The sequence below is a fragment of the Ruegeria sp. ABF4_144 genome (genome assembly GCF_056160045.1).
Map to the genome: position 1 here is coordinate 165703 of NZ_JBSWWK010000001.1, position 22808 is coordinate 188510.

General features: G+C 60.7%; 24 protein-coding genes and 1 pseudogene. 19 read left to right on the forward strand and 6 right to left on the reverse strand.

The features are described 5' to 3' along the window. Positions 1 to 5 precede the first annotated feature (5 nt). The 3 genes from moaB to ACXAGD_RS00820 all read left to right on the forward strand — a co-directional run bounded on the left by moaB (position 6) and on the right by ACXAGD_RS00820 (position 5516). Positions 6 to 548, forward strand: coding sequence for a molybdenum cofactor biosynthesis protein B (moaB, locus tag ACXAGD_RS00810; RefSeq protein ID WP_475207922.1), 543 nt, complete (start codon positions 6 to 8; stop codon positions 546 to 548). A 106-nt stretch (positions 549 to 654) separates the two neighbouring features. Next, positions 655 to 2109: an efflux RND transporter periplasmic adaptor subunit gene (locus ACXAGD_RS00815; RefSeq protein ID WP_475207923.1), complete on the forward strand. Its 1455-nt coding sequence runs from the start codon at positions 655 to 657 to the stop codon at positions 2107 to 2109. 5 nt (positions 2110 to 2114) lie between these two features. Then, complete coding sequence (locus ACXAGD_RS00820) at positions 2115 to 5516, forward strand: efflux RND transporter permease subunit (RefSeq protein ID WP_475207924.1); 3402 nt, start codon at positions 2115 to 2117, stop codon at positions 5514 to 5516. Here ACXAGD_RS00820 and ACXAGD_RS00825 read toward each other — a convergent pair. Further along, a complete protein-coding gene (locus tag ACXAGD_RS00825; protein ID WP_475207925.1) occupies positions 5513 to 5932 on the reverse strand; it encodes an NUDIX hydrolase in 420 nt (139 codons plus the stop codon). The genes ACXAGD_RS00820 and ACXAGD_RS00825 overlap by 4 nt on opposite strands. Positions 5933 to 5935: 3 nt before the next feature. Beyond that, on the reverse strand, positions 5936 to 6748 hold the full coding sequence (locus ACXAGD_RS00830) for a protein-disulfide reductase DsbD domain-containing protein (RefSeq protein WP_475207926.1): 813 nt from the start codon (positions 6746 to 6748) through the stop codon (positions 5936 to 5938). Positions 6749 to 6894: 146 nt separating this feature from the next. Between ACXAGD_RS00830 and ACXAGD_RS00835 the strand changes: the two genes are divergently transcribed. Beyond that, positions 6895 to 7449: a YqgE/AlgH family protein gene (locus ACXAGD_RS00835; protein WP_475207927.1), complete on the forward strand. Its 555-nt coding sequence runs from the start codon at positions 6895 to 6897 to the stop codon at positions 7447 to 7449. Here ACXAGD_RS00835 and ACXAGD_RS00840 read toward each other — a convergent pair whose 3' ends face one another. Continuing rightward, positions 7450 to 8400 carry an L-threonylcarbamoyladenylate synthase gene (locus ACXAGD_RS00840; RefSeq protein WP_475207928.1) on the reverse strand — a complete coding sequence of 317 codons (951 nt, stop codon included), beginning with the start codon at positions 8398 to 8400 and terminating at the stop codon, positions 7450 to 7452. Between the two features lie 138 nt (positions 8401 to 8538). Between ACXAGD_RS00840 and ACXAGD_RS00845 the strand changes: the two genes are divergently transcribed. The 7 genes from ACXAGD_RS00845 to ACXAGD_RS00875 all read left to right on the forward strand — a co-directional run bounded on the left by ACXAGD_RS00845 (position 8539) and on the right by ACXAGD_RS00875 (position 15040). Further along, entirely contained in the window at positions 8539 to 10242 is a 1704-nt protein-coding gene (locus ACXAGD_RS00845) for an acyl-CoA dehydrogenase (protein WP_475207929.1), read from the forward strand. Then, positions 10242 to 11288 (forward strand): MBL fold metallo-hydrolase, encoded by a 1047-nt coding sequence (locus ACXAGD_RS00850; protein ID WP_475207930.1) that lies wholly within the window; start codon positions 10242 to 10244, stop codon positions 11286 to 11288. The genes ACXAGD_RS00845 and ACXAGD_RS00850 overlap by 1 nt, the downstream gene beginning before the upstream one ends. Positions 11289 to 11292: 4 nt before the next feature. Next, entirely contained in the window at positions 11293 to 11745 is a 453-nt protein-coding gene (locus ACXAGD_RS00855; protein WP_475207931.1) for a DUF6173 family protein, read from the forward strand. Between the two features lie 64 nt (positions 11746 to 11809). Continuing rightward, entirely contained in the window at positions 11810 to 13648 is a 1839-nt protein-coding gene (locus tag ACXAGD_RS00860) for a glycerophosphodiester phosphodiesterase family protein (protein ID WP_475207932.1), read from the forward strand. Beyond that, on the forward strand, positions 13635 to 14186 hold the full coding sequence (locus ACXAGD_RS00865) for a hypothetical protein (RefSeq protein WP_475207933.1): 552 nt from the start codon (positions 13635 to 13637) through the stop codon (positions 14184 to 14186). Before ACXAGD_RS00860 ends, ACXAGD_RS00865 begins: the two co-directional genes overlap by 14 nt. Before the next feature lie 68 nt (positions 14187 to 14254). Next, complete coding sequence (locus tag ACXAGD_RS00870; protein ID WP_475207934.1) at positions 14255 to 14389, forward strand: aa3-type cytochrome c oxidase subunit IV; 135 nt, start codon at positions 14255 to 14257, stop codon at positions 14387 to 14389. Between the two features lie 18 nt (positions 14390 to 14407). Then, the gene (locus ACXAGD_RS00875) at positions 14408 to 15040 is read left to right on the forward strand and encodes a hypothetical protein (RefSeq protein WP_475207935.1); all 633 of its coding nucleotides are present in this window, start codon (positions 14408 to 14410) and stop codon (positions 15038 to 15040) included. Here ACXAGD_RS00875 and ACXAGD_RS00880 read toward each other — a convergent pair. Both ACXAGD_RS00880 and ACXAGD_RS00885 read right to left on the reverse strand, forming a co-directional pair. Beyond that, a complete protein-coding gene (locus tag ACXAGD_RS00880; protein WP_475207937.1) occupies positions 15029 to 15361 on the reverse strand; it encodes an AzlD domain-containing protein in 333 nt (110 codons plus the stop codon). The two genes, ACXAGD_RS00875 and ACXAGD_RS00880, sit on opposite strands and share 12 nt — an antisense overlap. Further along, positions 15358 to 16074, reverse strand: coding sequence for an AzlC family ABC transporter permease (locus tag ACXAGD_RS00885; protein ID WP_475207938.1), 717 nt, complete (start codon positions 16072 to 16074; stop codon positions 15358 to 15360). Before ACXAGD_RS00885 ends, ACXAGD_RS00880 begins: the two co-directional genes overlap by 4 nt. On the opposite strand from ACXAGD_RS00885, the gene ACXAGD_RS00890 reads away from it, so the two are divergent. The 8 genes and pseudogenes from ACXAGD_RS00890 to ACXAGD_RS00925 all read left to right on the forward strand — a co-directional run bounded on the left by ACXAGD_RS00890 (position 16073) and on the right by ACXAGD_RS00925 (position 21813). Beyond that, on the forward strand, positions 16073 to 17011 hold the full coding sequence (locus ACXAGD_RS00890) for a formate dehydrogenase accessory sulfurtransferase FdhD (protein WP_475207940.1): 939 nt from the start codon (positions 16073 to 16075) through the stop codon (positions 17009 to 17011). The two genes, ACXAGD_RS00885 and ACXAGD_RS00890, sit on opposite strands and share 2 nt — an antisense overlap. Then, positions 17008 to 17541 carry a hypothetical protein gene (locus ACXAGD_RS00895; RefSeq protein ID WP_475207942.1) on the forward strand — a complete coding sequence of 178 codons (534 nt, stop codon included), beginning with the start codon at positions 17008 to 17010 and terminating at the stop codon, positions 17539 to 17541. Before ACXAGD_RS00890 ends, ACXAGD_RS00895 begins: the two co-directional genes overlap by 4 nt. Continuing rightward, a pseudogene (locus ACXAGD_RS00900) lies at positions 17538 to 17621 on the forward strand (NTP transferase domain-containing protein); the annotation flags it as partial. The gene ACXAGD_RS00895 and the pseudogene ACXAGD_RS00900, both read left to right, overlap by 4 nt. A 194-nt stretch (positions 17622 to 17815) precedes the next feature. Further along, positions 17816 to 18769 (forward strand): AEC family transporter, encoded by a 954-nt coding sequence (locus tag ACXAGD_RS00905; RefSeq protein WP_475207943.1) that lies wholly within the window; start codon positions 17816 to 17818, stop codon positions 18767 to 18769. A 59-nt stretch (positions 18770 to 18828) separates the two neighbouring features. After that, complete coding sequence (mobA, locus tag ACXAGD_RS00910) at positions 18829 to 19473, forward strand: molybdenum cofactor guanylyltransferase MobA (protein WP_475212457.1); 645 nt, start codon at positions 18829 to 18831, stop codon at positions 19471 to 19473. Continuing rightward, positions 19470 to 19961 carry a molybdopterin-guanine dinucleotide biosynthesis protein B gene (gene mobB, locus ACXAGD_RS00915; RefSeq protein WP_475207944.1) on the forward strand — a complete coding sequence of 164 codons (492 nt, stop codon included), beginning with the start codon at positions 19470 to 19472 and terminating at the stop codon, positions 19959 to 19961. Before mobA ends, mobB begins: the two co-directional genes overlap by 4 nt. Then, complete coding sequence (locus ACXAGD_RS00920) at positions 19958 to 21223, forward strand: molybdopterin-binding protein (RefSeq protein WP_475207945.1); 1266 nt, start codon at positions 19958 to 19960, stop codon at positions 21221 to 21223. The genes mobB and ACXAGD_RS00920 overlap by 4 nt, the downstream gene beginning before the upstream one ends. Next, complete coding sequence (locus ACXAGD_RS00925; RefSeq protein ID WP_475207946.1) at positions 21220 to 21813, forward strand: GNAT family N-acetyltransferase; 594 nt, start codon at positions 21220 to 21222, stop codon at positions 21811 to 21813. Before ACXAGD_RS00920 ends, ACXAGD_RS00925 begins: the two co-directional genes overlap by 4 nt. Here the strand turns inward: ACXAGD_RS00925 and ACXAGD_RS00930 are convergent. Next, positions 21810 to 22802: a hypothetical protein gene (locus ACXAGD_RS00930; protein ID WP_475207948.1), complete on the reverse strand. Its 993-nt coding sequence runs from the start codon at positions 22800 to 22802 to the stop codon at positions 21810 to 21812. The genes ACXAGD_RS00925 and ACXAGD_RS00930 overlap by 4 nt on opposite strands. Between the last annotated feature and the right edge of the window lie 6 nt (positions 22803 to 22808).

Below are 22808 nucleotides of genomic sequence, written 5' to 3' on the forward strand. Positions count from 1 at the left end.
GCCAAATGTCGCGCATTGATGAAAACAAAGAGTTCATTCCGGTTCGGATCGCTGTACTGACCGTCTCGGACACACGCTCGCTGGATGAAGACCGTTCAGGCCAGACGCTGGTCGACCGGATCGAGCGCGCGGGCCATTCGGTGGCCGACCGCAAGATCATCCGGGATGAGCGGGGCGAGATCGCCGCCCAACTGCGGCTTTGGGTTGGCGATCCCGAGATTGACGTCGTGATCTCGACTGGCGGCACCGGCCTGACCGGCCGCGACGTAACGGTTGAGGCGCATCGCGACGTCTATGAAAAAGAGATTGAGGCGTTCGGCACCGTTTTTACCATCATTTCAATGGAAAAGATCGGCACATCCGCGGTGCAATCCCGCGCCACCGGCGGCGTAGCGGGCGGTACTTACCTGTTCGCGCTGCCCGGCAGTCCGGGTGCCTGCAAGGACGCGTGGGACGGGATTTTGGAAAAACAGTTCGATTACCGCCATCGCCCCTGCAATTTCGTAGAAATAATGCCCAGATTGGACGAACATCTGCGACGGAAGTAAACTGGTCGCACGTTTAACTGTTCGTAACCGCTTTGTGGCTTGGCATTTTTCTTTGCCCGGCTACCTTTTGCACGTGGCAGCCTGATGCGACCGGGGTAAGTGATTGATGCGATTTTTGAGGCAAAGCCTTGTTGGTGTCTTTCTGGCGTTTCTGACGCTGGCCTTGCTGTTTGTCGCGGCGCAGCTGATCACCGGCGCGGTGCAGGACGCGCTGAACCGCGACAGCGAACCGCCAGAAGCACGCGAACGCATTTTTGCCGTCAGCGTGCGCCCGGCGGAGTTGGAGACCGTAACCCCGAATCTTGAGGCCTTTGGCGAGGTGCAAAGCCGCCGCCGTCTGGAACTGCGCGCCGCGCTGGGCGGGCGTGTGGTGTCTCTGGCCGAGGATTTCGAGGATGGCGGCGTTGTCACCGCAGGTGAGGTTCTAGTGGAGTTGGACCCCGCTGACGCGCAATCGGCACTGGATCGCGCCAAATCCGACCTGCTGGACGCGCAATTCGAGGAACGTGACGCCGAACGCTCGTTGCTGCTGGCGCAGGACGAGTTGAACTCGGCCGAGGCGCAGGCGGATCTGCGCGGGCGGGCCTTGCAACGCCAGAAAGACCTGCAGGGCCGCGGGGTCGGAACTCCTGCCGCCGTGGAAGAGGCTGAATTGGCCGAGGCCGCCGCCCAGCAATCGGTTCTGGCGCGCCGCATTTCGCTGGCACAGGCGGAATCGCGGGTTGATCAGGCAACCACCTTGCTGGCCCGCGCCCGTATCGCGCTTGAGGCCGCTGAGCGCGATCTGGATGACATGACCGTCCGTGCGCGATTTGCCGGAACGCTGACCGATGTCACCTTGGTTGAAGGGCGGCTGGTGTCTGCCAATGAAAAGCTGGCCGAACTGGTTGATCCCACCGCGCTTGAAGTGGCGTTTCGCGTCTCGACCGCGCAGTTCGTGCGTCTGCTGGACGCTGAGGGTGATCTGATCAACGCGCCGGTCACCGTATCGCTTGAGGTGACGGGCACCGATCTGATGGCCCATGGCCGCATCAGCCGCGACAGTGGTTCGGCGGGCGAAGGGCAGACCGGGCGGCTGATCTATGCACGGCTGGACGATGCTCCGGGGTTCAAACCCGGCGATTTCGTCACCGTAACGGTCGAGGAACAACCGCTGGATAACGTGGTGCGCCTGCCATCGTCGGTTCTGGACGCGGCGGGCACGGTACTGGTGCTGGGCCCTGATGACCGGCTTGAGGCGCTGCCGGTGCAGCTGATCCGCCGTCAGGGCGATGAGGTGCTGCTGCGCGGGCAAGGTTTGATCGGGCGCGAAGTCGTGATTGGCCGCACGCCACTGCTGGGCGGCGGGGTGCGTGTGCGCCCGCTGCGGGACGAAGCCAATGCCGGGGCTGATCCGGGCATGGTCGAACTGTCCGACCAACAACGGGCCCAGCTTGTCGCGCAGGTCGAGGCCAGCGATCAGATGACCAACGAGGCCAAGGCCAGCGCCCTGAGCCAGCTCAGCGCGCCCAAGGTTCCCGCCTCACTGGTACGCAGCATTGAGACCCGGGCAGGGGGCTAGACGCTATGATGCGCGAGATCCCCGGCGCGGCGGGCGGTATCCTCAGCTACTTCACTCGCCACAGGACGGTCGCCAATCTGCTGTTGCTGGTCATGCTGGTTCTGGGCGCGGCGGCGATCCCGGCAATGCGGGCGCAGTTTTTTCCTGACGTGATCCTTGAACGTGTCGACGTCAATATCGACTGGGAAGGCGCCGGCCCTGAGGATGTCGACAACGGCATCGTTCAACTGCTTGAACCGGCCCTGCTGGCGGTCGAAGGGGTGGCCAGCACGACCTCAACCTCGCGCGAGGGGCGGGCCAATATCCGGTTGGAGTTTGAGCCCAACTGGGACATGTCGCGCGCCGTGGACGAGGTTCGGACCGCCGTGGATGGTGTGACCAACCTGCCTGACGATGCCGAAGAGCCCTCGATCCGGCGTGGGGCGTGGCGCGATCGGGTCACGGATGTAGTGGTGACCGGCCCGGTCGATCCGGACCAACTGGCAAAATTCACCGATGAACTGATCAACCGCCTGTTTGCGGTTGGTGTGACCCGCACCACGATCCGGGGCATTGCCGCGCCGCGCGTGGTGGTCGAAGTTCCAACAGCGCAACTGATTGCCAATGACATCACCCTATCCGAAGTCGCGCAGGCTATTGCGGCCGAAGCGATGGCCAACCCGGCGGGCGATGTCACGGGCGCTAATGCGCGCATCCGCACCGGCACTGAAAAGCGCACCCCTGAAGAGATCGAAGGCATCGCGCTGCGCAACTTTGCCGACGGCTCCAAGCTCTATGTGGGCGATGTGGCAGATATTCGGGTTGAAGGGGTCAATCGCATTCGCAGCTATTTTGTCGGAGAGAATCCGGCAATGTCGGTGCGTGTGGACCGGTCCAATCTGGGCGATGCCATCAAGATTCAGCACACAGTCGAGGATGTGGTGGCCGAGCTGCAGGCCAGTCTGCCCGAAGGCGTAACCATCGAGCTGATCCGTACCAGGGCGCAGGCCATCACCGAACGCCTGGATATTCTGGTCGATAACGGGCTGGTGGGTCTGGGCCTTGTAGTCTGTCTGCTGTTTCTGTTCCTGAACGCGCGCATCGCGTTCTGGGTCGCAGCAGGTATCCCTGTGGCGATGTCTGCGGCGATTGCGTTCATGTATATCGGCGGGTTGTCGATCAACATGATCTCGCTGTTTGGGCTGATCATCACTCTGGGTATCGTGGTGGATGACGCCATTGTTGTGGGTGAACACGCCGATTTCCGCGCCCGAAGGCTGGGCGAGGCCCCCATGGTGGCCGCCGAACGCGCCGCGCGGCGCATGGCGATGCCGGTCTTTGCCGCAACCCTGACCACGGTGATTGCCTTTTTCGGCCTGACCGCAATCGGTGGCCGGTTCGGAGAGTTGATCTACGACATCCCCTTCACCGTCATCGCGGTGCTGATCGCCTCGCTAATCGAATGTTTCCTGATCCTGCCAAACCACATGGCCCATGCGATTGCGCATTCAGCCAAGCAACACTGGTATGACTGGCCGAACCGCGTGGTCAATCGCGGCTTTCGCTGGGTGCGCGATCATCTGTTCCGTCCGCTGATCGCCTGGGTTGTCTGGGCGCGTTATGTGGTTGTGGCGGTGATGGTGGTGATTCTGGCCAGCCAGATTGCCCTGTTTATCAAAGGCGATGTGAACTGGCGGTTCTTCAACGCGCCCGAGCGCGGCTCGGTCACCGGCAATTTCATCATGGTTGAAGGGGCCACCCGCGAAGATACGCTGGAAATGATGCACCAGTTGCAGCGGGCCACCGAGGAACTGGGCCAGATCTACGAGGAACGCCACGGGCGCAATCCGATCGACTATATTCTGGCTGAGGTCGGCGGCAATGCCGGGTGGTTCAACCTGAGCGCTGCCGATGGCAAGGACCAGAACCTGCTGGGCGGGATTTCGATCGAACTGATCGACTCGGACCTGCGCCCCTATTCCAGCTTTGAGTTTGTGGGAGAGTTGCAGGATTTTGTCCCGCGCCATCCCAAGGTGGAACTGCTGACCTTCCGTGGCTGGCGTTCGGGGCCGGGCGGTGATGCCATTGACGTGCAGTTCTATGGCGCCGATGTAAACACGCTCAAAGCTGCCTCCGAGGATTTGCAGGCCGAGTTGTCGAAATACCCCGAAGTGTCAGCGCTAGAGGACAATTTGGCCTATGACAAGGAAGACTTCATTCTGGACCTGACGGCCAAAGGGCAAGCGCTGGGTTTCCGTATGGAGACACTGGGCCGCGTCTTGCGCGACCGACTTAACGGGATCGAGGCCGCGACCTTCCCAGACGGCCCGCGCAGCGCCGAGATTCGCGTGGAGCTGCCCGAGGGCGAGCTGACCGCCGATTTCCTGGAGCGCACGCTGATGCGCACGCCGGACGGGATCTACGTGCCACTGGCCGATATCGTCTCGGTCGAACGTAAGTCAGGCTTTTCATCCGTGCGGCGGGAAAACGGCCTGCGGGTGATTTCGGTGATCGGCGACATTTCCGAGGATGACCCCGCCCGCGCGACAGAAATCGCTCGCGCGCTGAGCGAAGAGATCCTGCCCGATATCGCCGCCAAACGGCAGGTCGAATGGCAGATGGCGGGCCTGAGCGAGCAAGAGGATGAATTCCTGACCGAGGCGCGCACCGGCCTGATCCTGTGTCTGACTGGAATCTATCTGGTGCTGGCCTGGGTCTTTGCGAGCTGGACCCGGCCTGTAGTGGTGATGGCGATCATCCCGTTTGGATTGGTGGGCGCGATCTGGGGGCACTACATCTGGGATGTACCGCTGAGCATGTTCACAGTGATCGGCCTGTTGGGGATGACAGGTATCATCATCAATGACTCGATTGTTCTGGTGACAACCATCGATGCCTATCAGCAGGATCGAGGGCTGGTGCCGTCAATTGTCGAAGGCACGGCGGATCGGCTCAGGCCCGTGATGCTTACGACGCTGACCACGGTTCTGGGGCTGACACCGCTGCTGTATGAGGGTTCGCAACAGGCGCAGTTCCTCAAGCCCTCGGTGATCACGCTGGTTTACGGGCTGGGCTTCGGGATGTTGCTGGTGTTGCTGCTGGTGCCTGCATTGCTGGCTATTTTGAATGACCTGTCACGCCCAATGACCGCAATGCGCCGCGCACTGCGGGCACCGGATCGGGTGGTGCAGGGCTCGGTAACAGTCACCGGTCTGGCGCTGCTTTTCTGGTTCGGCGTGACGATGGTTTGGCCCGCGCTTTCTGGCTCCCCTGTCGGTTTGTTGTCGGGGCTCTATCCGGGTGAAGGGGGCGTTGCGGCCTTGCAAATGGGGCTGGGGGCGTTCCTCGCCGGGGCCGTGCCGATCCTTGTGCTGAGTATTGTGCTGTCCGGCCTGCTTTATGTGCGGCTCAGAGGGCGGGCGGTTTAGACGCGGCGCAGGGCTGTTTCCAGCAGGTCGATGACGCGGTCGCTCATCGGCAGATCGCCTCGGCGGATCTGATCAATCGGAAACCAGCGGGCGTCCAGCGCGTCATCCCCGGCCAGTGGCGAGCCTGCGCGGTACTGACAGGAGACCCCGACCAACAGGTAGTGCGACTGCACCGCGCCATGCGCGTCATGGCGCAACAGGTCCAGATTATCGAGATAGTGCAGGGGTTCGGCAATGACCGAGGTTTCCTCGCGCAACTCGCGCTGCGCCGCCTGCATGACAGTTTCACCCCATTCCACATGGCCACCGGGAAACCCCCACAGCCCTGCGTCCGGCTGCTTGCTGCGTTGTACCAGCAGCACATTTGAGCCATGCACAACAACAGCCAGCGCGCCGATCTTTGGGGTTTTCTGCATCAATCAGCCCGCGCTGCAGCCCCTAATGTCGACGGCGTGGTCGTCCCCCAGAACCGTGATCCTGATCTCGGACCGGTTCAGCGCGAAAGGCCCGCCCGTAGCGCTGATCACCTCGGATGTAGCGACCAGAGTATCGCCCTGCCGCGTGGTTTCCGGCTGCGAGGCCCAAAGCGCCGGGTTCCCAGGTTCGATCACGGCAACCTCGCGCCCGCCGGCCGGTGGCATTTTCACGCGCGCCTCGATCTGCATTCCGTCCGAGGTCGGGGTTAGATGGCAACTCGCAGCACTTACGCGCGCCTCTTTCGCGGAATAGGGGCGCTGGGCCAGCGCGGCGGCGATGGCCGGATTGCGACCGGCGTCGGCGTTCAGAGTATGGTCGAAGTCCAGCCGCTCGGGGATGCAGACATCCTTGCAGACGCCCAGATCCATGTCGCCGCGCAGCCGCACGGGTTTGGCGGGGTTCTTGGGCGTGATTTCTACTGGCAGCACCAGTTGATCGGCATATCCGATGGATTGCAGACCGTTCTGCACGAACACTTCGGGTGCGGGCCATGTGATCGACACATCACCGACGTTCTGCGAGCCATTCCAGTCGAATTGCGGTGGGATACCGGCATCTCCGGGCGCGCGCCAATAGGTTTTCCAGCCGTCCTTCAGCGTCAGCCGCAACGCGCCCATATAGGTGCCATTGGCGGTACGCCCGCCATCCAGCACATCCAGTTGCACAACCCCGTCCAAATTCTGTGCCTGCACCGAGGCAGTCACAGCAAAACAGGCGGTCAGGGCGACCGCGGTCGACATTAGATAACGCTTCATACCCCATAAATGCGCGGTCTGGGCCGGGATTCCAAGTCACGTTCCGGTCACCCGTATGAAATCTGGCGAAATGTGGCCTCATCCCTTGCCAATCCCCATGTGCCGGGGCCATTGTTGAAGGGGGACGAAGCAAGAGATGTAAATCCATGGACCTGACCGGAAAACTGTTGATTGCGATGCCTGGCATGGGTGATCCGCGCTTCGATCATTCGGTGGTTTATATATGCAGCCATGGTGATGACGGGGCGATGGGTCTGATCATCAACAAACCCTCGGATCTGCGGATAAAAACCTTACTGGAGCAACTGAATATCGCCTGCCGAATCCCGATCGTGGGCGAACGTCTGGTCCATTTCGGTGGCCCGGTCGAGATGTCGCGTGGCTTTGTCCTGCACAGCTCGGATTACGAGGCCAATCTGCATTCGATGCAGATCTCGGACGATTTCAGCATGACCGCGACGCTGGATGTGCTCGAGGATCTGGCCTCGGGTCGTGGGCCTTTGAACTCGACACTGGCGCTGGGCTATTCCGGCTGGGGTCCCGGCCAGTTGGAGGATGAGATCGCTATGAATGGCTGGCTGACGACCGACGCGACCCAAAAACTGGTGTTCGACGTGCCCGACGATGAAAAATGGGAGGCCGCACTGGCAACGCTGGGTGTGGACCCGTTGACCCTGTCGGCCAGCGCCGGGCGCGCCTGATTAGCTGTCGCGCGGCGCTGCGGCGCGGCGCAGGCGGTCGTTGATAGCTGCGCCCAATCCCTGAACCGGGATCGGAGACACCGCAATCGGGCGGCCCGTGGCGTTCAGTGTATGCAGGGCCGAAAACAGGTTTGCCGCAGCTTCAGTCAGACTGCCTTTTTCCGACAGGTTCAGATCGCAGTCGATCGCGCCAAAGCCCAGCAAAACCTCATCCCCCTGCGCGTTCTCAGCGTTTAATCGCACCGGTGCGTCCGGGGCATAATGCGATTGCAACTGTCCCGGCGCGGTCAGCAGATCACCGGCCTGATGTATGTGTAGTTCGGTGCCAAGCACGGATTCAACCTGCTCCAGCGCCACGCCGCCCGGGCGCAGCAGAGAGGGTTCTCCGGCTAGGCCTACGATAGTGGATTCGAGCCCGACACCGCACGGGCCGTCATCCAGAATGGCCGCGATGCGCCCGTCTAGCCCGGCGCGCACGTGTTCGGCAGTTGTGGGGCTGATCTGGCCCGAAGGGTTGGCCGACGGGGCCGCGACCGGCCCGTCAAAGGCGGTCAGCAATTCGCGGGCCGTGGTATGGGCGGGTACCCGCACCGCTAACGTCTCCAGCCCTGCCGTGACCAGCGGAGAAATCCCGTGCCCGTCACGCAGCGGTAGCACCATCGTCAGCGGGCCGGGCCAGAAGGCCTCAGCTAGAGCCTCGGCCCGGTCGGACCACTCGACGTAGCGTTGCGCCGCCTCGACCGAGGCCACATGCGCGATCAGCGGGTTGAAGCTGGGCCGCCCCTTGGCGGCATAGATGCTGGCCACGGCCTCGCCATTGCGGGCATCGCCACCCAGCCCATAGACGGTCTCGGTGGCGAAGGCGACCAACAGGCCCTGCCGTAGCAAGTCCGCCGCCTGCGCAATTCCGCCGGGATCGGCGGATAAATCCAATGTGCCGTTAGGGATCATATCTGGTGACGCCGCGTTTTGATTGCTTGTACCACTTGGCTGGCTAGGTAATCGAAGTGATCAAGGATGCATAAAGGTGGGCATTGCAATTTCCAACCCCACCCGCGAAAAACCATACAGTTAGCCCCGAGGGAACTCATGCCATACCGCGCGCCAATTTCCGACTATGAACTGCTGTTCCGACATGTGGTCGGGTTCGATCAGGTTACTGCGACCGAGAAGTTCTCGGAGGCTAGCGAAGATGTCGTTGGTGCGATCCTGACCGAGGCTGGCAAAATGTGCGAAGAAGTGATGGCCCCGCTGCAACTTCCCGGCGATCTGGAGCCAGCACGGCTGGAGAACGGCGTGCTGCGGACCTCGCCCGGTTATGCCGACGGCTGGAGGGCAATTGCCGAAGGCGGTTGGATCGGGATGAGCGGTGATCCCGAATATGGCGGTATGGGCCTGCCGATGACCCTGACCACGGCGGTGAACGAGATGATGTCGGCCGCCTGCCTGTCGCTACAACTGGCCCCGTTAATGACGCAGGGTCAGATCGAGGCGCTGGAGCATCACGCCAGCGACGAATTGAAAGCGCTGTACCTGCCCAAGATGATGTCGGGCGAATGGGCGGGAACCATGAACCTGACCGAGGCACAGGCCGGGTCGGATGTGGGGGCGTTGTCCTCGAAGGCCGAAGCCAATGGCGATGGCACCTATTCTGTGACCGGGCAGAAGATTTTCATCTCGTGGGGCGACAACGACTTTACCGAGAATGTCTGCCATCTCGTGCTGGCGCGTTTGCCCGAAGGTGTACCGGGGACCAAGGGGATTTCCCTGTTTTTGGTGCCGAAATACCTGCCCGACGACAACGGCAATCCCGGCGTGGCAAATGACCTGAAAGTGGTTTCAGTCGAACACAAGATGGGTCTGCACGGCTCGCCGACCTGCGTGATGCAGTATGACGGCGCCAAAGGCTGGCTTGTGGGCAAGGAACATGGCGGTATGGCCGCGATGTTCACCATGATGAACAACGCCCGTCTGGGTGTTGGCGGTCAGGGCATTGGGGCTGCCGAAGGCGCCTACCAGCACGCGCTGGCTTATGCGCTGGAGCGCAAGCAGGGCAAAACGCCCTCGGGCACAATCATCGATCACGCCGACGTACGCCGGATGCTGATGAGCATGCGGGCCGATACCTTTGCTGCGCGTGCGATCATGCTGGCCAACGCAGCTGCCATCGACATGGGCAACGCCACCGGTGATGCGGAATGGAGCGCACGTGCCGCGCTGCTGACCCCGATCTGCAAGGCCTTCGGGACCGAGACCGGGATGCGCGTGTCCGAAACCGGCGTTCAGGTACACGGCGGCATGGGCTTTATCGAAGAAACCGGTGCGGCCCAGTATTACCGTGATGTCCGCGTCACCGCGATCTATGAGGGCACCAACGGCATTCAGGCCATGGACCTTGTGGCGCGAAAGATGATGGACGGCGGCGAGGCGGCCTCGCGCCTGCTGGATGAGATCGAGGATCACGCCGAAGAGGCCCGCGCCACCATGCCGGATCTGGCCGGCCCCGTCTGGGAGGCCACCGAAAGCCTGCGCGAAACCACCGAATGGATCGTGGCGCAGTCCGACATGAACACCCGCTTTGCCGGTGCCGTGCCCTATCTGCATGCTTTTGCCCGGGTTCTTGGCGCGCATTACCACCTCAAGGCCGCATTGGCCGAACCCAACGGCGCGCGCTTTAAGCTGGCGCGGTATTACATCAACGCGCTGCTGCCTGAATATGCTGGTCTGCTGGCGCAGGCTCAGAACGGGGCCGGGGACCTTTATGCCCTCAGCGCCGAGGAACTGGCGGTATAATGGACGGAGAAACTCCTTTGGCGATCCGATACCCTTGGCCCGAGCCTCCGGCACCGGGTGAGGCCATTGAGGTTGCCGAAGGTGTGCTGTGGATGCGCCTGCCGCTGCCCATGGCGCTGGACCACGTCAACGTCTACGCGCTGGATGACGGCGATGGCTGGACGGTAATTGACACCGGCATTTCGTCGAACAAGACGCGCCGGGTATGGGAAACGCTCATGGCCGGGCCGCTGGGTGACAAACCGGTGACTCGCGTAGTGGTCACGCATCACCACCCCGATCACGTCGGCAATGCGGGCTGGTTTCAATCCGAGCATGGTGCCGAACTGATCACAACTCGCACTGCTTGGCTGTTTTCGCGGATGCTGCAGCTGGATGTACAGGAAACCTGGCCGCAAGAGACGCTGGACTATTATCGCAGCGCCGGGATGGACGCCGATATTCTGGCCAAACGCATGACCGAACGTCCGTTCAATTTCTGCGATACGGTCTATCCGATGCCGCTGGGCTTTACCCGCATCAAACAAGGCAGCGTGATCCGCATGGGTGGGCGCGACTGGGACGTGCATATGGGCAATGGCCACGCGCCCGAACACGCCACGTTCTGGAGCCGCGATGACAATCTGGTGATCACCGGCGATCAGATCCTTAGCTCAATCAGCCCCAATCTGGGTGTTTATGTGACCGAGCCGATGGCCGATCCGGTGGCCGAGTGGCTTGAGGCCTGCGAGCGATTGCAAGGGCTGGCGCGACCTGATCATCTGGCGTTGGGTGGGCACAAGCTGCCCTTCACCGGCCTGCCGTTGCGGATGAAGCAGTTGATCGACAACCATCACGGCGCGCTGGATCGTCTGCAGGATTATCTGGATACGCCTAAAACCGCCGCCGAGTGTTTTACCCCCCTGTTCAAACGTCAGATTGGCGAGGGCGAATATGGGCTTGCGCTGGTCGAGGCGGTTGCACATCTGAACCATCTTTACCACATTGGAACTGTGACCCGGAAGCGTCGCGCGGACGGGGCGTGGGAGTTTCAGCGCAAAGGGTAAAGTCATGCAGGACCAGATCGAAACATCGGCCGAGGCAGCAGAAGCGGCGGCTTTGCCCAGATGTTATGAGTTCCACGCCAACCCCAACGCTGAGTCCGCAGCCAAGAACCTGCCCGAACCGCTGCAAAAACCGGTTCAGACCAAAAGTCCGGCGCAATGGGCTTATGAACGGTTGATCCTTTATATCCAGAATTTCGAAAAGACGCTGACCGGCGATCAGGAAGTCGCCATGGGCTTTACCGGCGGCGACGCCGGTGTGATGCGGATCGAAGGTATGGGCTATTTTGATCCCGATATCATCACTTTCTACGGTTCCGATGGCAGTGGCGCACGTACACAACTGGTACAGCATGTCAGCCAGCTGAACGTGATGTTGCGCGCCTTGCCGAAATCGGTCGAGGACAAGCCCGCCAACCGCATCGGTTTCCGGCTGGCAAAGGATCTGGAAGAAAGCTGACCGCCTGACTTGCAATTCATGTCTGCGCAGCCTTGAATGAGTGCACTATTCAAGGGAGTGCCGCGTGTCCGATTTTTCAGCCGTTACAAGCGCCTACAATGGCGCGTGGGCGCGCCGCCGCGTCTTTGTGCCAATCTATATCGCGGTGCGCCTGCTGCTGGTTGCCCTGATCGCGCCGGGCGTGGCGATCACCGTCAATCTGGCAGTGTCGCTGTCGAACCAGACAGCGCTGACCGATCAGGCAATCGCCGCCTTTATCCTGTCACCGGTGGGTTTTGTCGCGGCGATCACCGTACTCAGCCTGTTTCTGCTGGCCGAGGTGTTTGTGTTCTCGGTCATGGCCGGATCGCTGCGGATGGGCGAATCCGATCCGTGGCGGGCGGGCAGTTCTGCCCTTGGTCTGATCCTGTCGCGCCTTCCGGCGCTGTTCGGCTTTGCGGTGCGTTTCGTGCTGCGGGTCCTGCTTCTGATCCTGCCGTTTGCAGCTGTTTCGGCCCTGATCGCGTGGTGGACGCTGACCGAATATGACATCAACTACTACCTGACCTTTCACCCGCCATCCTTCTGGATTGCTGTGGCGTTGATCGGGGCGGTGGTTCTGGTCATGGCTTGGGTTCTGATCCGTCGCCTGTCGGCTTGGGCGCTGGGCTTGCATCTGGTCCTGTTCGAGGGCGTTCACCCCGCCCATGCCTTCAACATCAGCGCCACCCGGATGGAGGGCAAGCGCGGTCGCCTCAAGATCGAATTGGCGATCTGGCTGATCTTGCGCCTGATCATTGCGGGCCTGATCGCCTGGGTGGCGGGGTTGCTGTTTGCAATTGTACCGCTGCAAGGTTCCAGTCACTTGCGGCTGGCATTGATCTACAGCCTGCTGGTGGCGGGCATCTGGTCTTTGGCTGGCCTCGTTCTGGCCGCCACGGCTTTGGGCGCTCTGGCGGTTCTGCTGGACGGGTTTTTCGAGATCAGGACCGAAGAACCACCGCATCCTGAACCCGGCAGCTTACGTATCCCATTGTTCGCCGTTTTGGGTGCTGCGGCAGTGGCCGTTCTGATTGGGCTGTGGTTTGGGCAGCACTTGCTGGAACGCGTACAGGCTCCGGATCGGGCCGAGGTGATTGGCCATCGGGGTGCTGCTGCACTTCGGCCTGAAAACACCATGGCCTCGGTGCTGAAGGCAATCGAGGACGGGGCGGATTGGGTCGAAATCGATGTGCAGGAATCGGCGGATGACGTGGTCATCGTCGCTCATGACAGTGATTTCATGAAGCTGGCGGGGGTGAACCTGAAGGTTTGGGATGCCACGATGGAGGATATCGCCCAGATCGATATCGGCAGCTGGTTCGGCCCCGAATATGCCGACGAACGCACCCCGACCCTGCGCGAGGTGCTGGAGGCGGCGAAGGGTAGGTCCAAGGTCATCATCGAGCTGAAGTACTACGGTCATGACGTTGATCTGGAAAACCGCGTGGCGGCGATTGTCGAAGAGCTGGATATGCAGGATGACATCGCCACCATGTCGCTGAAATACCCGGCGGTGCAAAAGATGAAGAAGCTGCGCCCCGACTGGCGGGCCGGGGTTCTGGCCGCCACGGCCGTGGGCGACCTGACCGGACTGGAAGGTGATTTCATAGCGGTCAACGCCGCGATGGCGACGCCGGGGCTGGTGCGTTCGGTCCACGATGCAGGCAAGGATATCTATGTCTGGACGGTGAACGATCCGCTGCAGATGTCGGCCATGGCCTCGATGGGAGTAGACGGGTTGATCACCGACCGCCCGGCAATGGCCAATGAGGTGTTGCGGGTGCGCGCCGAAATGGGCCCGGCCGAGCGGTTGCTGCTGTGGCTGGCGACCACCTTCGGCATGTCCGTCGACACGCAGGCGATGCGCGATGAAAGCCCGTAATCTGGGCGTGGTCCTCGCGCTGATGGCGACCCCTGCCGCGGCGCAGGATTTCATGCGCAATATTGAACTGCCCGCCCATCGCGCCCTGATCTCACAGCGCGGGGATGCGGAACCGACACCCTTCGAGACCGATGGTTGCTCCGGCGGTTTGTCGGCCAGTTGGCGTTTTGTGGCCGAAACCTTTCCCAAATTCCGCGCGCTTTACGAAGAACACCCCCCATGGGAATACTGCTGCGTGACCCATGACCGGGCCTATCACAATGCAGGCGGGGCCACGCAGGCCGGGGACAGCTATGACGCGCGCCTTTTCGCGGATGATGCGCTGCGGGCCTGTGTCAAACAGCACGGAATCGACAATGCCGACACCTATGCGGACCGGTATGACATGACGCCCGACCAGATTCGCACGGCGCACTCTGTGACCGCCGAAGCGATGCACGCAGCGGTGCGGTTGGGCGGCGGTCCCTGTTCCGGCCTGCCGTGGCGCTGGGGGTTCGGGTTTCCGGGCTGTTCAGTATTCCTGCCTGCGCCCGAATGACGTGGTGACAGGCCTCGGATTTTCGATTATCCAACATCTTAAACACGCGAACTGGGAATCTCTGAACAATGGCTGAATACAAGCACGGCGAGATGGACATCACCGTCCAGGAAAAAACCTTCAACGGCTTTGTCAAAGCCACCACATGGTGTGTGGTTGCCATCGCCTTCCTCTGCCTGTTCCTGGCGGTCTTTGCCGCTTAATCCAAAACGGGGTTCACCGTGATCAGGATTTTGCTTGCCTGCCTGCTGGCAGTGACCGTCGCAGGCTGCACCGGCTCGCAGCGCCCACAGGCCGATCAGTCGGAAGTTGTGGCGCGGTCATACCGTGATCCCGGGCCTTCGACGCTGACATTGTACACTATGATCAACACCCGGACCGGTTCGGGTGCGCATACTTCGTTGATGATCAGCGGTAGTGAGCGAGTGATATTTGACCCTGCGGGTTCGTTCCGGGCCGACGTGGTGCCGATCAAGAATGACGTGCTGTACGGCATCACCCCGAATGTTGAACGCGCCTATCGCAGCAGCCATGCGCGTGAGACCCATTTTGCGCGAATCCAAACCATTGAAGTCACCCCGCAACAGGCAGAAGTCGCCCTGCAGCTGGCCAAACAGATGGGGCCGGTGTCCAGTGCGTACTGCGCGAACTCGACCTCTCAGCTGTTGCAGCAGGTTCCGGGTTTCGAGCAGATCAGTACCACGTTTTACCCGGTCAAACTGTCCGAGCAATTCGGCGCGTTGCCGGGCGTTGTCACCACGGAGTACCGTGAAGACGACGATGCCGATCTGCAAAAAGGTTTGGCGGCAAACAACGCGGTTCTGAACCAGCAGGAAGCCGCATTACCCCAGTAGGTAGAGCAACCCGTAGAGCGTACCAGCACCAGAGAAAATAGCGGCCAGCACGTTTTTGGTGATCAGCCCGACAACCAAAGCGACCGCTGCCGCTCCCATGCGAGGTGCATCCGGCTGCCCTCCGGTCGCTGTAGGCCAGACTACCAGTGGTGCGATCAGCGCTGGCAGGATGGCCACTGCGGTATAGCGCAAGTGGCGCAGCAGCCAGGGTGGCATCGGGCGGTCGCCGACCAGGCCGATGAAGACAAATCGAAGGGCATAACTGCCCACGGCCAACCCGATGATGATGGTCCAGATTGTAATGGGATCAGGTTGTGTCATGTCCTGGCCTTTCTGCGTTCTGCGACCAGTTCAGCTTGCGCACCTGCGATCATTCCGGCGCACCCGGCGATCAAAAGGCCCAGATTGTATGGAATACCCACCGTTATCAGCGATACGACAATGGCAACCAGCGCGGCCACCACGTGGGGCAAAGTTCGCATCATCGGGCCAATCATCGCCAGAAAGGTGATCGGCAAGGCGAAGTCCAGCGCCCAGCTTTCGGGAATTCGTGTCCCCAACACCGCGCCCAGATAGGTGGCCAAAATCCAAAGCGGCGTAATCGGAGAAACCGAACCAACGAAATAGGCCATGCGCTGGGGCACGGTCATCCTTGGCTCTTTCTCGAATTGAATGATCGAACAGGCATAAGACTGATCGACTGTCAGATAGGCCGCAAAGATCCTCTGCCATAACGGGGCCGCCCCCAGAAACGGCGTCAGCGAGGCGGAATACATCGCCATTCGCAGGTTCACCGCCAGCGCCGAGATCAGAATGATCGCTGTGGGTGTCTGGTCTTGCAGCAATTGCAGCGCTGCGAACTGCGCAGCCCCTGCAAAGACGGTCGATGTGAGCGTCATGGTCTGCACGATGTTCAACCCGGCCTCGGTGGCGAATACGCCGAACAAGGTGCCAAACGGGATTGCGACAAAGATGAACGGAGACCCGTCGCGAAAACCCTTCCAATAGTATGACTTGGATGTGGTGTCTGCCATGGCTAAATCCTATGGTGTTGACCGCAGCACTAACGGTCTTGGGAAAGGGTTGCAATTGGCCACGGAACTGGATGTCTCGGACTACATCATCGCTCCCGATCCCGGAGCGGCCCGCCTGACCCGTGCGGTCGAAGGCGTCGATCAGAATGGCGAGGTCAGTCAGATATCGGTAGTCGAAGAACGCCCGCTGACGATTTTCCTCAACTCGCAGGAAATCGTGACGGCGATGACGATCGGCGATTTCCCGGAATATCTGGCGCTGGGGTTTTTGCGCAATCAGGGCATGTTACTGGCAGATGATGAAATCACCCGCGTCGACTACGATGACGATCTGGAAACCGTCATCGTCCGCACGGCGCGGGAAACCTCGTATGAAGACAAGCTCAAGAAAAAGACCCGCACCAGCGGCTGCGCCGTGGGCACCGTATTCGGTGACATGATGGAAGGGCTTGAGGACGTGCGCCTGCCGCAGGTTCAGGTACGCACCTCTTGGCTTTACGATCTGGCTGCCAAGGTCAACCGCACCCCGTCCCTGTATCTTGAGGCCGGGGCGATCCATGGCACGGTGTTGTGCCGTGAAAATCGACCGTTGGTGTATATGGAGGACGTCGGCCGCCACAACGCAGTCGACAAAATCGCAGGCTGGATGCTGTCCGAGGGTGAGGTGGCAGAGGACAAGATCCTTTACACCACGGGACGTCTGACCTCGGAAATGGTGATCAAGACGGCCATGATGGGCATCCCGGTGCTGGCGTCGCGCTCAGGGTTTACTGCCTGGGGCGTCGAGATCGCGCGCGAGGTGGGCCTGACCCTGATCGGCCGCATGCGCGGGCAACGGTTCGTGTGCCTGTCCGGCGAGGACCGCTTGCTGCGCGACGTGGATCCGGCGACGGTGGCGGTCGAGGACAAGAAACATCGCAGAAAGAGCGCGGGATGATTTTCGAAACTTTCCAAATCTTCGCCCTGCTTGTTTTAGCCGTTGGTATTCTTCCGCTCTGTTTTTTGGTGGTTCGAACATACATGCGCAGTAGACGCGCCATCATCAAAGGAATGGGGCAATTGGATGGCGACATTCTTCTTCAGTTAGGTTGGGCGCCGGATGAGTTCATTGATGCACTCGACCTTGGCGCGCCGTTTCGATTTGGTTGGAACGCGTGGGGGCAGATGGTTCAGCAGCAGAACACAGCGCTTCAAAGAGTATTGTTGCGTGGTTTGCCGAATGCTCCTGACTTGTCAGAAGAAACCAGGAAATCCGTACTTAAGTATCGGCTCTGTTTTTGCGCAATTGCCCTTTTTGCGGTTACTTACTTCGTGCCATCCTTCATTGGTCTTAGTCGCACGCTTGCTGAATCTACCGGAAGCCCTATAGCCATTTGGTACGGGCTGTTTTGCTTTAGCATCGGCTCCATTGTATTTTTGCCGCTGGAAAAGTTCAAAAAATGGCCAGAAATCGCGGAAGCAACATGACCCGCCCTCTCGGGGTGATCCTCGCAGGCGGGCTCGCCACCCGAATGGGCGGCGGCGACAAGGGCCTGTTGCAGATCGGCGAGGACCGCTAGTTGCGCGACGTGGATCCGGCGACGGTGGCGGTCGAGGACAAAAGGCACAAAAGAAAAAGCTCTCGGGCCTGATCTTCGCCGTTGTGGCGGCGATCTCAAAAAAGTCTGCGAAATCTGATGGATATACTCTAGTGTAGAACGCAACGACGTGAAGTTTGAGAAAAAAATCACCTGGGAGTGGGATGGAGCTGATCAACCTCATTGCGCCGGTCTTTGCGGTGATCCTGACCGGATATGTGTTTTCGTGGACGAAACTCCTGAGTGAAGACACATCCGGCGCGCTTGTCCAATTCGCGGTCTATGTCCTGATCCCCGCCATAATGTTTTACCTGATTGGGCAAGAGAAGTTTGAAAACCTTCTGAACTACGGCTTTTACCTCTCTTACGGTGGAACACTGCTAATTCTTTTTGCTGTTCTGTTCGTTGGCCTAAAAACCGTGGTGAAGTTTCAGGTTGGCTCGGCAACAGTCGCGGCATTCGCGGCCGTTGCATCGAACACAGCACTGGTTGCTTTGCCTGTTCTCCACGCGATTTTCGGCTCTAAGGGGGCGTTGCCTGCGGTGCTTGCCAATCTTGTCGTCGCCATTCTGCTGTTAGTGATGACCACCGTTCTCGAAAGCTCGGCAGGACACAAAGCAAATGCCAGGACTCCGATTTATAGAATCCTCCTGAACGTCCTGAAAAACCCGATTATCGCGGCGACTCTGTTGGGCGTTGCCTATTCCTTTACCGGTATTGGGTTTTCGGATGCAGTTTCGGACTATCTTGAACTGCTCAGCCAAGCGCTGGCCGCTGTAGCGCTGTTTGCAATCGGGTTTACGACCAGTGTACGAACAATTGTTCAGACCGGGCCGTTGTTACTGTCGTTGACACTCGTGAAGTTGATCATTGCGCCCGGACTCGTGCTGATGGCGGCCCACATCATCGGGCTTGATCCGCTTTGGACAATTGCTGCGACTATTTCTTCTGCCGTTCCAACTGCCAAAAACGTATTTCTTTTGGCCAAGCACTACGATCAGGAACCTCAACTTGCGGCCCATATCGTCTCGGCGACGTCTTTCCTGTCGGTCGGCACGTTGATCATGTGGCTGTTTGTCCTGCACCAACTGTACCCAACCGCATTTCAATTGAATTGAGTTCGATCTAAAAAGTTGCGAATGACTGATCACCCAGTTGCAGGATATCAAGTTTGGCTATGTATAATCCCTTCGGCGTTATCCTCGCAGGCGGGCTCGCCACCCGAATGGGCGGCGGCGACAAGGGCCTGTTGCAGATCGGCGGGCAGAGCCTGCTGTCCCATGTCATCGAACGCCTGGCTCCGCAGGTTGAGGGGCTGGCGCTGAACGCCAATGGTGATCCCGAACGGTTCGCTGAACTGAATCTGCCCATTCTGCCCGACACGATTGAAGGGTTCGCTGGTCCTCTGGCCGGTGTTCTGGCGGGGCTGGATTGGGCGGCCGCGCAAGGCGCGGACTGTATCGTCACCGCCGCTGCCGACACGCCGTTCTTTCCGCGGGATCTGGTGGCGCGCCTTACGCAAGCCGCCGAGGGGCAAACCCATCCGTTGGTGCTGGCGACCACACCGCGCACTGGAGAAGAGGCGCTGAAATCTGGCGGTGGTAAACGGATCAACCGGCATCCGACATTTGGCCTCTGGCCGGTGGCGCTGCGCGACGATTTACGGGATGCGCTGAACGACGGGCTGCGCAAGGTTGTGCTGTGGACCGACAAACATGACGGGCGCGAGGCTCTGTTCGACGCCGAGCCGTTTGATCCTTTCTTCAATGTCAACACGCCCGACGATCTGGAACGGGCGCAAAAGCTGCTGGAGCAGGCATGAAGGTTTACGGCGTCACCGGTTGGAAAAACGCGGGCAAAACCGGGCTGATGGAGCGGTTGGTAGCCGAGATCACCGGGCGTGGGCTCACGGTTTCGACGGTCAAACATGCCCATCACAGCGTTGATGTCGACCAACCCGGCACCGACAGCTATCGCCATCGCACCGCAGGCGCGTCCGAAGTGCTTTTGGCCTCGGGCCAGCGGATCGCCACCATGCAGGAACTGCGCGGCACGCCCGAGCCGCCTCTGGCCGAGTTGCTGGCGCGTTTGTTGCCGGTTGATCTGGTGTTGATCGAAGGGTTCAAACGCGAAGCCCATCCCAAAGTCGAGGCGTTTCGGGCCGAAGCCAGAAACCCGTTGATGGCACCCGAGAACACAACCATCCGCGCCGTGGCCAGCGATACGCCGTTGTCCGTTGATTGCCCTGTTTTCGATTTGGATGACACCGCCGCCATTGCGGATTTCATCCTGCAGGAGGTCGGATTATGACCAAGCCTAATATTGCACCTCCACCCCTGCGCAACGATTGTTTTGCGCTGCCCGCCGGGGTGAACTGGACACCGGTGGATGATGCTCTGGCCTTGCTGCGCCAACGGTTGACGGTTGTGATGGGTGCAGAAACCGCGCCGTTGGAGCAGGCAACCGGGCGCATTTTGGCCGAGGACATCATCGCCAAACGCTCAAACCCGCCTCTGCCGAACACGGCGGTGGACGGCTATGGATTTGCCGGTGCGGCGCCCGAGGGTCCGCAAGTGATGCCCTTGCATCCGGGACGCGCGGCAGCGGGCATTCCGTTTGATGGCACCGTGCCCGACGGCCATGCACTGCGCGTGCTGACCGGTGCCGCCCTGCCAGCTGGCGTGGATACGGTCATTCTTGAGGAAGACGCCACCGTTCAGGAAGGTCACATTGCCTTTCATGGCCCTTTGAAACACCGTGCCAACACGCGCCGCGCGGGCGAGGATGTGGCCGAGGGTGATCCGGTTCTGCCCGCCGGGCGTAGGCTGACGCCTGCCGATCTGGCCTTGCTGTCCGCGACGGGTCTTTCCGAGGTGCCTGTTCGCCAGACGCTGCGTGTGGCCGTTTTGTCCACTGGTGACGAGTTGGTCGAACCCGGTGTACACGCCGGTCCGGGCCAGATCTTCGACGCCAACCGCCCGATGCTGCTGTCGCTGATTTCCCGCATGGGGTTTCAACCCGTGGATATGGGGCGCGTCGAAGACGACCGTGATGCCCTGCGTGACCGCCTGAACCAAGCGGCAGAGCAGGCGGATGTGATCCTGACCAGCGGCGGTGCGTCTGCGGGGGACGAAGATCACGTCTCGGCCCTGTTGCGGCAGGCGGGCGCGATGCAGGAATGGCGGATTGCGTTGAAACCCGGGCGGCCTCTGGCGCTGGGGATGTGGGACGGAACGCCGGTCTTCGGTCTGCCGGGTAACCCGGTGGCGGCGATGGTTTGCACGCTGATTTTTGCCCGCCCGGCGCTGGGCCTGATGGCCGGTGAGGGCTGGCAGGAACCGCAAGGCTTTGACCTGCCCGCAGCATTCGAAAAACGCAAGAAACCAGGCCGCCGCGAATTTCTGCGCGCCCGTGTCCGCGATGGCCGGGCCGAGGTGTTTGCCTCGGAAGGGTCGGGCCGGATCAGCGGGCTCAGCTGGGCCGAGGGACTGGTCGAGATTGAAGACGGCGCGCGCCATATCAAACCGGGCGATATGGTCCGGTTCATTCCCTACGGAAGCTTTGGGTTGTGACTGTCAGCATCGAACGGGGGTTCGCCGAGGTGGAACGGCCAAGGGCCGCAGCCCTGTTCTGGCAGGCCTTTGCGGCCAAGCTGCACAAGGTCATGGGCCCGGACGAAAAGGGTCTGGTCTTCATTGAACATGCAATAAATCCGGAGTTTGCGCTGGTTGCGCGGGACGGTTCAAACCAGATGCTTGGGTTGGCGGGTTTCAAAACGCAGGAAGGCGGACTGGTCGAGGGCAGCCTGTCTGATATGGCGAAGGTCTATGGCTGGTTTGGCGGCACATGGCGCGGTCTGGTGCTGAGCGTTCTGGAGCGGGATCTGCAGCCCGGTGTGTTCCAGATGGACGGTATCTTTGTCACGGCCGAGGCGCGCGGGCAGGGCGTCGGTACTGCACTGTTGACCGCGATAAAAGATGAGGCGCGCAAGACAGGCATGTCAGAAGTGCAGTTGGACGTGATTGACACCAACCCGCGCGCAAAGGCCCTGTACGAGCGTGAGGGGTTCAGAACTGTCAGCAAGGAAGAAACCGGGCCGTTTAAACTTCTGTTCGGATTCAGCAGCGCCACGCGCATGAGCTGGGCCGTTACAGCACCTTAGTCAAACGTCCCGGCCACTCGGCCAAGTAACATGAAGGCCCGCGCCGTGCGGGTTTCGCCAAGGGCGGTCAGGTCGGCGTCGCTGGCCTCAGGCTCAAACGCCACGATCATGTGGTCGAAGCGGCGCAAAAAATGATGCGCAGCATCGCGAAAGATCGGGTCCTGTTTCATTCGTGCGGCCGTTAACGCCAGCGAGGAGCGGTCGCGAATACCGCCCAAGGCGGCCACCGAACGCCCGCGCGCACCTTGTGCGAACTGCCGCCAAACCTCGGGCCGGGCCATATCGGGGCGCAGGTCATCCATATAGATGCCTTCCTGGCTGAGCAGGGTGAGAACATCCTGAGAAGCCTGCACCAGCTGCGCGGTCTTGCGATCCTTCAGCGCCAGGCGCAGGGCGTTGAACCCTTCGGTGTCGTCCTGCGTTTCGGGGAAGTTCAGCGCGCGGATAAAGACATCAGTACCAAGCGGTGGCGCGATGTCCTCAGCCTGTGTGCCCAGTTCCAGCGTTGTCTGATCGCCGGTGCCGTTTGGTTTTGCCGCACGCGCGGGCTCAGTACGTTGGGTCGAAAACGTCGCCAGCGCCGTTTCGGTCTTTTTGGTGGCTTCAGCGATTTCATCGAGCTTTTTGCTGACAGTTGGTTCGTAAGTGCTGGCCGCACGCTGTTGCTGGATGACATAGGTCTGTCGGATCGCGTCGATCGCGGTCTGTAGGCGTTCGCTTTCCTCGCGCATCACACGGCTGGCGCGCATCGCGGTGGCGGCAACCCAGATCATCGCCACCGGCATAAACACCGCCAGCAGGGTCACAACGAACCCACCGCCCTGCGTCTGTCCGGGCAGCACCAGAAACACCACCGACACCACCAGCCAAATCACGCTGAGCACAATGGCCGCGATTTCGATCTCGGTCACCGCCGGGCGCGAGGGCTTGTCGTAAATGCCCAGTGAGGTCGGTCGCTCGGTTTCCTGTTCAGGCGTGGGCTCGGACATGGGACC